Annotated in this window: 13 protein-coding genes; 1 reads left to right on the top strand and 12 read right to left on the bottom strand. The window is 45.3% G+C overall.

Annotation, left to right across the window (positions count from 1 at the left end; genetic code table 11):
• Positions 1 to 263: 263 nt before the first annotated feature.
• From QO189_RS07740 to QO189_RS07790, 11 genes are all read right to left on the bottom strand, one after another.
• Complete coding sequence (locus tag QO189_RS07740) at positions 264 to 1,391, bottom strand: M14-type cytosolic carboxypeptidase (protein WP_371532258.1); 1,128 nt, start codon at positions 1,389 to 1,391, stop codon at positions 264 to 266.
• 178 nt (positions 1,392 to 1,569) lie between these two features.
• Entirely contained in the window at positions 1,570 to 2,394 is an 825-nt protein-coding gene (locus QO189_RS07745) for a class III extradiol ring-cleavage dioxygenase (RefSeq protein WP_371532259.1), read from the bottom strand.
• A gap of 120 nt (positions 2,395 to 2,514) precedes the next feature.
• Entirely contained in the window at positions 2,515 to 2,970 is a 456-nt protein-coding gene (locus tag QO189_RS07750) for a DoxX family protein (RefSeq protein ID WP_371532260.1), read from the bottom strand.
• Positions 2,971 to 3,164: 194 nt separating this feature from the next.
• Positions 3,165 to 3,584: an acetyl-CoA carboxylase biotin carboxyl carrier protein subunit gene (locus QO189_RS07755; RefSeq protein ID WP_371532261.1), complete on the bottom strand. Its 420-nt coding sequence runs from the start codon at positions 3,582 to 3,584 to the stop codon at positions 3,165 to 3,167.
• Between the two features lie 57 nt (positions 3,585 to 3,641).
• Entirely contained in the window at positions 3,642 to 4,829 is a 1,188-nt protein-coding gene (locus QO189_RS07760; RefSeq protein WP_371532262.1) for an NRAMP family divalent metal transporter, read from the bottom strand.
• A gap of 72 nt (positions 4,830 to 4,901) precedes the next feature.
• Positions 4,902 to 5,636 (bottom strand): 5-oxoprolinase subunit PxpA, encoded by a 735-nt coding sequence (gene pxpA / locus QO189_RS07765; protein WP_371532263.1) that lies wholly within the window; start codon positions 5,634 to 5,636, stop codon positions 4,902 to 4,904.
• A complete protein-coding gene (locus QO189_RS07770) occupies positions 5,626 to 6,549 on the bottom strand; it encodes a biotin-dependent carboxyltransferase family protein (RefSeq protein WP_371532264.1) in 924 nt (307 codons plus the stop codon). Before QO189_RS07770 ends, pxpA begins: the two co-directional genes overlap by 11 nt.
• Before the next feature lie 39 nt (positions 6,550 to 6,588).
• On the bottom strand, positions 6,589 to 7,242 hold the full coding sequence (gene pxpB / locus QO189_RS07775; RefSeq protein WP_371532265.1) for a 5-oxoprolinase subunit PxpB: 654 nt from the start codon (positions 7,240 to 7,242) through the stop codon (positions 6,589 to 6,591).
• Positions 7,243 to 7,315: 73 nt separating this feature from the next.
• Positions 7,316 to 8,662, bottom strand: a complete 1,347-nt coding sequence (gene accC / locus QO189_RS07780; RefSeq protein ID WP_371532266.1) for an acetyl-CoA carboxylase biotin carboxylase subunit — start codon at positions 8,660 to 8,662, stop codon at positions 7,316 to 7,318.
• Positions 8,663 to 8,710: 48 nt separating this feature from the next.
• Positions 8,711 to 9,232 (bottom strand): acetyl-CoA carboxylase biotin carboxyl carrier protein, encoded by a 522-nt coding sequence (gene accB, locus QO189_RS07785; protein WP_371532267.1) that lies wholly within the window; start codon positions 9,230 to 9,232, stop codon positions 8,711 to 8,713.
• A 77-nt stretch (positions 9,233 to 9,309) separates the two neighbouring features.
• The gene (locus QO189_RS07790) at positions 9,310 to 10,101 is read right to left on the bottom strand and encodes a putative hydro-lyase (protein ID WP_371532268.1); all 792 of its coding nucleotides are present in this window, start codon (positions 10,099 to 10,101) and stop codon (positions 9,310 to 9,312) included.
• A gap of 251 nt (positions 10,102 to 10,352) precedes the next feature.
• Between QO189_RS07790 and QO189_RS07795 the strand changes: the two genes are divergently transcribed.
• Positions 10,353 to 11,213, top strand: coding sequence for a hypothetical protein (locus QO189_RS07795; RefSeq protein ID WP_371532269.1), 861 nt, complete (start codon positions 10,353 to 10,355; stop codon positions 11,211 to 11,213).
• Between the two features lie 158 nt (positions 11,214 to 11,371).
• Here QO189_RS07795 and ampC read toward each other — a convergent pair whose 3' ends face one another.
• Entirely contained in the window at positions 11,372 to 12,577 is a 1,206-nt protein-coding gene (ampC, locus tag QO189_RS07800) for a class C beta-lactamase (RefSeq protein WP_371532270.1), read from the bottom strand.
• Between the last annotated feature and the right edge of the window lie 124 nt (positions 12,578 to 12,701).

Below are 12,701 nucleotides of genomic sequence, written 5' to 3' on the forward strand. Positions count from 1 at the left end.
TTTATCCGCCGTCATGGTATCCATTGTTATGAAAATGTTGTACTTCATACAGTCACGATTGACCATTTTTCAGTATTATTTTAAAAGTAGCGAACGCTTTATATAATTGTTTACTATATGAAAATCATAAAGACACCCCATTGTGACTGCCTATCTGCTGGTATCTATACACATAAAGATCTGATAAATAAAAAACGCTAGCAAGTGAGTACTTACTAGCGTTTGAATAACGACTGTCTATCTAAATCTTCAGTTAGCATCAATTAACGCAGATCATCAACGACGGCTAGCATGGCGATAAGCGATGCTTCCCCTAACTGAATAGAACGCTCTGGTGACCAGCCCATTTCTGCATCAGGTAGGTTATCGTTGTCTTTAAATGGCATCTCTAGCGTATTGGCAAGACAATCAAAACGTTCAGCCACCCAATGGGTTGCCAGTGTCATGTTCGCCTTACCTGGCGCATCAATCTCATAGCCGACCTCGGTCTGAAAGTCAGCACTGGCTAATTTCAATACGTCTGAGAACCGATCACGTAGATGTGCAAGGCGCTCGTTATAACTCGGCGTGCCTTGAGAGCCAGCAAGGAATGCAAAAGGCAATGCTTCATCGCCATGCACATCATAAAACAGATCAACGCCCGTCTCTTCCATCTTTTTAATCACATGAAACACTTCAGGGCTTTTTTCCAAACTTGGACTTGCCCACTCACGGTTTAGGTTCGTACCTGCGGCGTTCGTACGTAGATGTCCGCGTACACTGCCATCAGGATTCATATTGGGCACAATATAGAAGTTGGCTTTCTCTAACAGCAACCGACTATTGGCATTATCGTTATCTAACAAGCTATAAAGCAGACCCTCAATCAGCCATTCAGCCATCGTCTCACCCGGATGCTGACGCGCAGTGATCCAAATATTGCGCTTACTAGCATCTCCATCACCGATTTTTACTAACGTTAGGTCGCGCTTATCGAGGGTGTCACCTAAATGCTCTAGCGTCACTAGCGGATGCGTCTGTACAGCGGCTAATAAATCCTGATGACGCTCATAGCTATAAGGGGCAAAATAAGCAATTTGGATGGTTTCGCACGCCAGCTCTGCCACGATGGTTAATTTGCCATCTTGATAAGTGGTCGGTAGACGGAACCAATGCTGACGATCGTAGGAAGCGACTGCTTGATAATTCTCCCACCCTTCTAGATAGGAAGCCTCCCCTGCATTCATAATATGAAGAACGTACTCCTCTCCAATCTCACCAGAGAGACGGAAGTTAAACCATTGGAAAAATTCTTCGCCAACGTCTGGACGAATGGCGAGTTGAATATTATTTTTATCTTCTATGTTAAGTACGTCAATATTACCTGCGTCAAAATTGGCAGTGATACGCATGATCGCTCCTTGATGAGTTGTGATGAGTGGATTTGATAAGCTCGATTGAGGCATAAAGACATATGATAGTCTGTTTTATGCTAGATATGCGCCAATCTAATACAGTAGCGTATTATTTTATTGGTCATCACGCCCTCTTTTTCAAGTGATCAGCTGAATGGCGGTATCTACTTGGACTTTATCCAAACTGAAAAGCAGATAACTGCGTTTTTAGCACTTGCTCAGAGTAAATTTTATGACCCTTATCATTACCTGCTGCGCCTACCGCTACCATAAGCGGTAGCAAATGCTCCTCTGCCCCTAATGGATGCGACGCTGTTGCATAAGGCGCTTTTGACCAGTTAGCCAGCGCTGACCATCGCGTCTCCGAATCCGCTGCAACAGTATCGGTTAGCCATTCGTCAAAAACTTCAGACGGTGCGGTGAAATTTGCATCACCATAGCCACGCATATTATGAAAGCTCATACCGCTTCCGATGATTAACACTCCCTCTTTGCGTAATGATTGCAGGGCTTGACCTGCTGCCAGATGCACTTCTGGGTCTAAATCATTACGTAGTGACATCTGTACTACAGGAATATCTGCCTCAGGGAACATTACCTTTAACGGTATAAATACTCCGTGATCAAAACCGCGTGACGCATCTTGCTTATTCGGTATACTTGCTTCTATCAGCAGTTTACTGACTCGCTCAGACAATACTGGCGCACCAGATGCTGGGTACGTCAAGTGATAGGTATGCTCAGGAAACCCATAATAATCGTAAATCAAATCAGGTTTTGCGCCAGCAGTAATACCAAACTCAGGCGTCTGCCAATGACCGCTAATGATAAAAATCGCTTTTGGACGCTCAGGTAATCGAGTGGCGATGCTCGCTAAAAAACTTGCCATCCCATCCCACATATCTGCAGGTTGCCAATCCATAAAGAAGCAAGGTCCCGCGCCATGCGGGATAAATAGCACAGGTTGAGTAACTGACTCGTTAGATGCGTGTACGCTCATCACTTGCTCCTCGTCACTTCTATGAAATGGTGTTATTAATTGATATGACGTTATCAACGTGAGTCATTACTGTTATTAGGATGACGCCTCTTTAGCGTTACTGACAGCCATTAGAGGGAGCTATGACACACGCCCTAGCTTTTCTGATATTGCCTTATCCATGCTTATAGCACCGCCACCTTGTACTGCTAAAGCAATCAAAGCCACCATCAAGGTCAATGCGTATTCGTAACCACCATCAGCGGCAAATAGGCCATTGCTGATATGGACAGAGAAAATAGCGACTAGCATCGTAAAAGCGGCGACCAATGCAGCAGGTCGAGTCAGCAATCCTAATACTAAGGCAAGACCACCAAAGAACTCAGCACCGCCTGCTAAGATGGCCATCAGGTAGCCAGGTTCCATGCCCATACTGCTCATCCACCCAGCCGTACCTGCCAGCCCATTGCCACCAAACCAGCCAAATAGCTTCTGCGCACCATGTGCCATTAAAATCAGTCCCACAGGCACACGAAGGATTAAGGCAGCAACGCCAGCTTTCGACGTTAAAACTCTATTTAATAATGATGATTGCATTGATGAGTACTCCATAACGTATTAGTAAAATAAGGTGTTTAAATATTGGTATAAACATACTTTACTATCATCGTTACCGAAGAGTAAGCCAAGTTATATTGAATAATTATCAACGTAATGTTGTTAATTGATTGGATATAAAACTCAATCAGTATGGAAAAGACACAGACAAAATGCCATCGCAGTATGACTCATTAATGTATTATTACATCCAAAATAGGTTGACCATATTCCACACCGATCCCATCCTCAACCACTATATCGCTAACAATACCGTCATGCTCACTCACGACAGGGAGCAGGCGCGTTAGCTCTTCGATAAAGCAAACGGTTTGGCCTTTTTCAATACGATCACCTTTTTTCACGAGGTTATCCGTCACGGCGTCTGCGCTTAAATGCACGATACCCACATGCGGGGCACGCACTTGCGCAGACTTATTGCTGTCATCTTCAGCGAGTTTCTCACCGTTGTCTGCTTCAAATGGTAGACGATGGCGCTGCGAATAAATAGCATTGACCACTTTGATTGACTGACCACCCTCTACGATCGTCATTTCCTGTAATTGGCTTTGCTCGACGAGTTTGACCACTCGCTCGACTTGTTCGATATCCATCATATTCTCCTTATATTATATTTTTTAGTCGATACTGTTTTTAGCCCAGTCCAATTTTTAGCTTAGTCCAAGGTATTTGGCAATGGTCATGATACTGAGCACACTCATCGCAATGGCGATTAGCCAACCAAAGGCCGCAATCCAAATAGGATGCTTGTAGTTACCAACGATGTTTTTTCGATAAGCGGCAATCAGTACAATAATCATCGCAATAGGCAAGACCAAGCCATTCAATGTACCGACCAGTACCAGCACTTGAGCGGGCTTACCAATGGTGGCAAAAACAAGCGTTGAGATGACGATAAAACCGATAATAAAATAGCGCTTATAGGTTTCGATAAAGGGATGGAAATTGGTCATAAATGACACTGAGGTGTAAGCCGCGCCAATCACCGAGGTCACAGATGCCGCCCAAATGACGATGCCAAAGATCACTTTACCCACGTTACCTAAGATATGCTCAAAAGGCGACATCGCAGGGTTTGACGGATCTAAAGTTAGGCCTTGTGACACCACGCCCAGAACAGCAAGGAATAAAAACACCCGAATCACTGAGGCGACCAAAATGCCCGTGACTGAGCTTTTGGTCACTGAGCCTAGATTTTCCTCACCCGTCACGCCAGCCTCTAGCAAGCGGTGCGCTCCAGAAAAGGTAATATATCCGCCGACCGTACCACCGACCAAGGTCACGATGGCTATCGCATCAATTTTATCAGGCATAATGGTTTTGGTCGCTGCTTCTGCCAAAGGTGGGTCTGATTTGAATACCACATAAATGATTAAGACAATTAAGATAAAGCCCATGAGCTGAGCAAATTTATCCATTAAAGGCCCTGTCTCTCGACCCAAAAATATTGCGACGGCAATCACACCACTGATTAATGCGCCCGTGATCGGCGAGATGTTAAACATCGACTGCATGCCAAGGCCAGCACCGCCGATATTACCAATATTAAAGGCAAGCCCGCCTGCAATAATCAAAAAAGCGAGCAGATAACCAACTCCAGGAAACACCAAGTTGGCGATTTCCTGCGCGCGTTTTTTGGATACGGCTACCACGCGCCAGACATTGAGCTGAACGCCGATATCCATAATGATTGATATTAAAATAACAAAGCCAAAGCTTGCCATTAAACTTTCGGTAAAAGTAGCGGTTTGGGTTAAGAATCCCGGCCCAACCGCTGAAGTGGCCATCAAAAAGGCCGCGCCCAAAATGGCGGTATTGTGCTTTTTTAAGGTACTCATAAACATCCTTGTATAAAACGAGACAACAAATTTGAGTCATTAACGTTCAAACAGTTATCCGTCAAATGATTATTATGCGGATATCGTAATACCCTTTCGTTCTAATTGTTCTTTGATCTCCTCAGCAAATAAAATGGCGTGCGCGCCATCGCCATGCAGACAGATACTCTCTGCCTCAACAGGCACGACCTCACCGCAGATACTAGTCACTGTCCCTTGGGTAATCATCTGCAACACATGGTCAATGGCCGCTTGGGTATCGGTGATTAGTGCGTTATCTTTACTACGTGAGACCAGTGAGCCGTCTTTTTCATAGTTCCTATCGGCAAATACCTCGGATATCGACACAAGTCCCTGACGCTTGGCCGCTGCAACCAGATGACCACCTGACAGCCCCATGACTTTTAAATTGGGATCAAAGCGTTTGATCTCACTGACCAAAATATCAGCGAGCGACTCATCAATAGCTGCTTGGTTGTATAAAGCACCATGCGGTTTGACATACTCCAAAGACACACCGACCAAATCACACAGCGCTTTGGTTGCACCAAGCTGATAGGCCATCAATGCCCGATATTTCTCTTCGCCCAAAGACTGATTGGTTCGACCAAAGTTTTCTCTATCGTCAAGCCCTGGGTGTGCTCCAACTCTAACATTGTTTTGTTTTGCCAATTGCAAGGTCGCGACCATCTCTGCATAAGAGCCTGCATGCAGCCCGCAGCAAACATTGGCAGAGCTGACAATGGTAAGCAGTTTATCGTCTTGCCCGCAGCCTTCAGCAACGTCTGCATTCAAATCAATGTTCATAACCATACTCCTGTATCTGATCGATATAATTTTGTCGGTTTTGGCGCGCGCGGTGGGTCTGCCTGCGATCTACGAGGGTAAATTGACAAGTTTTACCAAATCTTATTTGTGCCATTAATCCGATATCGGCATCGATAACGGTAGCAATCTTGGGATAGCCGCCCGTGGTTTGCCCGTCTGCCATGAGTACAATCGGCTGACCCTGCGGCGGCACTTGAATCATACCCATATCGACACCGTGCGAACTCATCTCTTTGGGCTCTGTGAGTTCAAGTGCTGACGCGCCTGCTAAGCGATAACCCATACGGTTACTACTGGTCTGTAGCTGCCACGGCTGGGAGACAAAAGCCGTCTGCGCCGCTGGTGTAAAGCAATCATATTCGCTACTTTTGAGCACTCTGATGCTATTGATGGGTGCAAGAGGAGCCACACCGATGATGGGCAAGCTTGACGGTGCTTTTACCTTTAACCTGTCATCCGCTTGCAAGTACCTACCGTTAAAGCCACCGAAACCAGCTTTTAAATTGGTACTACCCGATTGCAATATAGACGCAATATCAAATCCACCGTGCACGCAAAGATACGCATACATGCCCTCTATCGGACGTAGTAGCTTTAGGGTTTGCCCCGCTTTCGCATTGATGCGCCAATAACTGGGTATACGCTTGTTATCCAAATACACCTCATAAAGCGCGCCTGTCAGACAAAAGCTGACGTCTGCCTCAAACTGTATGGTCAACTCACCCATCGCCAGCTCAATTGCCGGCTCGTCACGCTCATTTTTTAGCAAAGCATTACCTGCTTGCAGCGCCCAGTGATCCATTGCGCCACTTCTGCCCACGCCCATACTGCGATAACCAAAACGCCCCAGGTCCTGAATACTGGCCATACCATTGGTCGTTAAAATCTTCATTGATGCCACCTATTGACTCATTTTTTACAGGGTCTTGTTTTATTCATGGATATCTATTGCGGTAAAGCACAAAGTATCACCTGCACTCAGCAAGGTTGGCGAATCTTTGGTCAAGTCAAATAAATCGGTGTCTGTCTGACCCAACAACTGCCATCCGCCTGGGGAGGCAAAAGGATAAATGCCTGTTTGCTCGCCACCAATACCGACTGACCCTGCAGGCACGTGCGTCCTTGGGGTGGTATGCCTTGGGAAATGTAGCGACTCAGAGAGACCGCCAAGATAAGGAAAGCCGGGCTGAAAACCAATAAAATAAACGGTGTAAATAGCGCTAGTGTGCAGATCGACCACAGCATCAATAGACATCTCAAGCGACGCTGCCATCGCTGCTAAATCAGGGCCATATTTGCCGCCATAATGTACGGGTATCTCTATATGCTTGCCGTCGATGGTTTTCTCAGGTATCTCCTCAAGCAGCGCGGTCAGTTTGTTTTGTAGCGCTTTAAACTCTTCCCTTGCTAGCGGGTAACTAAACACACTAAGTGTATTCATACCGATAATGACTTCTAACACCTCAGGCATGGTTTCAATAATTTCCGCCAGTGCCCAGCATTTTTTTTGTTTGTCTAGGCTGATAGGCTTGGGGAAAAACAACACAAGGTTGGTTTCACTGCCGATTTGCCATTGTAGGGTCATCCTTGTACGCTCCATTATTTTTATACGATGTACTCGTTATCGTCATCTTGATAACGTGTTATGAACAGCTGTTTTATATATTTTCTTTGATCCATTTTTCTAAATAATGAATACTCATTTGACCGTCACAAAACCCTTTATCGGCAAACAAACGCTGATGCAACCCAATATTGGTATCAATACCCGTAATCTGCGCTTCTGACAATGCCCCTTGCATCTTGGTGATAGCGTGCGCTCTGGACTCATCTTGTACACATATTTTGGCAATCAAACTGTCATAAGTGGGCGGTACGGTGTAGTTGGACTCGATATGACTGTCCACTCTGACGCCAAAGCCTGCAGGCAAATGACAATAGTTGATGTGGCCTGCATTGGGTAAAAAGGTCTTTGGGTTTTCAGCATTAATGCGGCATTCAAAGGCATGACCACTGATGGTGATGTCTTGCTGCTGGTACGCGAGCGGCAGCCCTGCGGCAATGCGTATTTGCTCACGGACGATATCAACGCCTGTCACCATCTCAGTGATGGTGTGCTCCACTTGCACGCGCGTATTCATCTCAATAAAGAAAAATTCGCCGTTTTCGTACAAAAACTCAAACGTCCCCGCCCCTCTATAACCCATCTGCTGGCAAGCCGTGGCACACGCCTCGCCTATCTGCTGCCGTTGCTCGTCGGTAATCCCAGGTGCAGGTGCTTCTTCAATGACCTTTTGATGGCGGCGCTGCATCGAGCAGTCACGCTCGCCCAGATAGATGGCATGACCATGCGTATCAGACAGCACTTGTATTTCGATATGACGCGGATGTTGTAAGTATTTTTCGAGATAGACCACAGCGCTGCCAAAGTTGGCTTTGGCTTCGCTCTGGGTCAAGGAGATGGCGGATAACAGATCGGCTTCTTTTTCAACGACACGCATACCGCGACCACCGCCACCGCTCGCGGCTTTGATAATGACAGGATAGCCCACATTATTGGCAATCTGCATTACCGCATCAGAGTCTGTTGGCAGCGCGCCCTCAGAACCGGGCACACAAGGCACGCCAGCCGCAACCATTTGCACTTTGGCCGCGACCTTGTCGCCCATGGTGCTTATATTTTCAGCAGTTGGGCCTATAAACTGAATGCCTGATGCTTCCACCAATGCCGCAAAGTCTGCATTTTCTGACAAAAACCCATAGCCGGGGTGAATGGCTTCCGCCTGTGTCATTTTGGCCGCAGAAACAATCGCCCTTTGGTTCAGGTAGCTTTTTGCCGCATTAGCAGGGCCGATGCAGACCTTTTCATCCGCCAAACGTACTGGCAAGGAGTCTTTATCTGCTTCTGAATACACGATGACTGACCTAATACCTAACTGCTTGCAAGCTCGAATGATACGTAATGCAATCTCGCCACGGTTAGCGATTAATATTTTGGAGAACATATATTTTCCTAAAAAAGAGAGATCAGATGTTTATTAAACCACTGCTAGTTAGTTTCTAGGCTGGCTTGCAGGTTCAGTGACGAATAAAGCCTGACCGTATTCGACGATATCCCCTTCCTCAATCAGAATGTCTTTGATGATGCACGCCGTCTCTGCTCTGACTTCATGCATCATTTTCATTGCTTCAATGATGCAAAGCGTCTGCCCGACTTCGACCTGATCGCCTATGCTGACAAACTCATCGGCGTCAGGCTCAGAACGCCGATAAAACGTGCCCAACATTGGCGCTGATATGTCATTTTTGTGCGATGTGCTTGCTATCTCTTCAGTCTCATTTGCCCTATCACTGGTATTATTTTCATATTTATTATTATCACTAGATGCAAGCGTGGCCTGTTGTTTATTGGTTGCGCTGCTGACAGTACTGGTAGATGATTGGCCCATATGTTGCTCAGCAGAGTGACACACAATAGCGATGCGCGCGTCACCGTCGGTCACCTCTAGCGATTGTATATCAGCGTTTTCTGCGATTTTTATCAGCTTCTCTAAATCATCAAAATTGATATTCATATTGGACACTATTCCTTTAGTTTTTATAAAAATTTGGTTTGAAACAACTGGCGTAAAATCAAAACAAGTATGATGATTTATAAGACTGCTAAGTCTTCATCTCTGGGGTCGCAAATAAACATATATCCCGGTGCATGAGTAATCATCAGCTCAGGACGGCTGGTCATGGCGATGCTCTGCGGCGTCACACCACATGCCCAAAATACAGGCACTTCGCCTGCTTTTATGGTTGATGGGTCGCCAAAGTCTGGTGTATCAATGTCAGTGATACCGATGAGTCTAGGATCACCGATATGAATGGGTGCGCCATGTACTTGCGGAAAACGTGAGGTGGCTTGCACCGCTTTTGTGATTAACGGATAAGGTATGGGTCTCATACTGACCACCATTTTTCCGTGAAATTTTCCAGCAGGCTCTGTTTCTATATTAGTGATGTACATCGGTATATTGTGGTTGTCTTCAATGTGTCTTATGGGGATGGAGGCACTCAACATCGCCGTCTCAAAAGAGAAGCTACAGCCTAAAAGAAAGCAGACCAAATCGTCGCGCCAATAGTCTGTTAAGTCTGATACTTCATCGACCAGCTCACCATGTTGGTATATTCGGTATCTGGATAGATCAGTTCTGAGATCAGCCCCTTTTGCCATTAGCTTTGGCTCAGCACTGCCAATATCGGTGACGTCTAACACAGGGCAAGGCTTGGGATTTCTTTGTGCAAATAACAAAAAATCATAAGCCAAATCTTTGGGCACGATGACCAAGTTGGCTTGTATGTGACCTTTGCACATACCAGAGGTGGGTTTGTCTATTTTGTTATTTCTGATCAGTGCCCTGACTTCTTGTGGTGACAAGTTCCCTATGTCTGGCATGATTGTTCCTTTTTATGCGTCATGCTAAAAAATAGTAAGCTATTGTCTGATAAAAGCATCCTAACAAATATAAATTGATGTGATTGATTTGGCTTCAAACTGTTACAAAAAATACCACGCTTTATATCGTACTGAGTCATACGTTAACCACTACAATATTAGTGACCGCTTAATAATGACAGCGTGCGATATATGACAGCCATTATATGAAAGCCATCTCATATATATCGGCGACCTTTAGGAGCATGACCATGTTTGACTCTCATAAGCACTTATTATCTACAAAAATGAAATCGCTATTGTTTTCTGCCTGTCTGGTAGGTGGCGTATCACTACTCACCAGCTGTGACTCACAATCCTCAACTACTGATGACAATACAGCGCAAATGGATAAGAATACAGCAGCCTCGCAAACGGATACATCCGCACCCGTTACTACTGATAATAATGAAATCGCAATAGACAAAGAGCCTATCACTACCGAGACAAGCCCGCCTGATGACCAAATGGTGGGTCCATCAGGCTATCAAAAACTAAGCTTTGGACAAGTGGTTACCCCCGCGCTGCTGGCGGATTTAGGGCTGACCAAACAAGAGAGTGACAATGAGCAATGCTACTATGTGAGCGATCCAAAACAGTATTACATGGATCAAGCTTACGGCAAACGTGCTTCTGTCCTGTATCAAGTGATAGATGGCAAAGTAGCACTGATTACGATTCGAGATCCAAAAACGCCGTTTTATACGGGCGTTCATGTCGGTGATGCGGTAACAGCGGTGATGAGCGCGCATGATGACAGTCTTACTTACGAGGTTGATAAATATGCGGTGGATGGTGACTTTTATAATCTGATTGCAAACGTCAACTTTATCGTGACTGGCGACGCAGATGCGGGCACACTCTTAAAAAAAGATGATATTAAGCTCAATAATGCCAATGATACTTTACCCATTCAAGTTGAATATCATATCAAAGGTGGTCAAAAGCTCAGTAATAACACCATTAGCGAGACTGAATGGACGGTAGAAAATAAGCGCGCATTACAAGGTGAGGTAGAGAGTATCGATATCGGTATTCCAGAAGCCATTTATTTGGTCGAGGGCTGCTCTTAATTATTGTTAAACGCTTCTAAATCGATATGATAAAGACCCTAAGCGACAAAGACGCTAGATAAACCCTAGAGTCTTTGTCCACTGCCCTGATGTTTTGGGTGTCACTGCTGCGTAGCATCATGCTGATGCCCTATCATTCATATCAATGACTCATTTTATCATTGACCAACAGCACTTTCTAAAATCGTATACGCGGCTTTGACTCGTTCTGTATTCGGATAGTTCTTGTTGGCTAAAATGACGATGCCTGTTTTTTTCGCGGGTACATACGCAATATAAGCCCCGAACCCATTCGTTGACCCTGTTTTGTTGACCCACATATCATTCAGCACAGGCGTTGGTGGCTCATTCACTTGGATAGCTTGAGGGTTTAAAATAACCTCTGTTGAATTGCCATCTAACAACATCTGCAACGTCGTCGGTAACGAATACATCTCCCAAGCCAGCCCTTGCGTAAAGTATTTTGTTTGATAGTAGCCTTTTCTATTGTTCTCAAGTGCTTGCTGCATTTGACTATCTACCGTTACCAGCCCCATATTCGCCGCCATGAAGCGTGTCATATCGGCACTGGTTGATTTGATACCGTACGCTTCTGCATCTAGCATACCGGGGTTGACTCTGATTGGCTCGCCTGCCTTGTTATAACCAAAGGCATAATCCTTCATTTTATCCGAAGGGACATTGACAAAGGTATTGTTCATCTTAAGCGATGGCAACACAGTGTTTTCTATGAGCTTGGTATAGTCATCACTCATACTCAGGGCAGAGAGATGGCCGAACAGTCCGATACTGGCATTGGAATACAGACGGGTTGAGTCGATAGGAAACTTAGGTTGCCAAGATTTGTAATATTGCAGCAGCTCCTTATTATTCTCAATATCTTCAGGCACCTGTAATGGCAATCCGCCTGCGCTATACGTACCCAAGCTGATGAGCTTTGTATTGCCAATGGCACTGTTTTTTAGGTAGGGAACGTATTTGTCCGCGGTATCATCGAGTGACAATGTGCCATTTAATTCTGAATAACTGGCTAAAGTGGCTGCAAAGGTCTTGCTCACAGAACCCAGCTCAAAAATTGTGTGCTCTGATACAGGCTGGTTGCGCTGCTTGTCAGACAAGCCATAGTTATAAAAATGTGATTTACCATCGATGATGATTCCAAATGCCATACCGGAGATCTGATATTGGCTCATTAACTGTTTGGCCTGCTTATCCACTTCTTGCTCTAAGCGAGCATTAGCACTGGCGGCTTGCGCCGTTTCAGATATCAGTAATGTCGATAGCAATACGCTCAGCGTTAGGCCAAGGAGCGGTTTTTTCATAGATGGTTTTTGCGCGGTCAGGGTTGATGTAAGTGCGTTCATAAGTAATTTATTAATGCCGTCTGTTTAAGTGTGAAAGGGCTGGCTACTAAAGGTAGCAGCTTTTACGGTCATTTATCACGTTGTTTTTTACACTTTATGTTTTTAGCGCCAATGTCCTGTTAGT

It is taken from the genome of Psychrobacter sp. Arc29, assembly GCF_041431175.1.
Lineage (GTDB): Bacteria > Pseudomonadota > Gammaproteobacteria > Pseudomonadales > Moraxellaceae > Psychrobacter.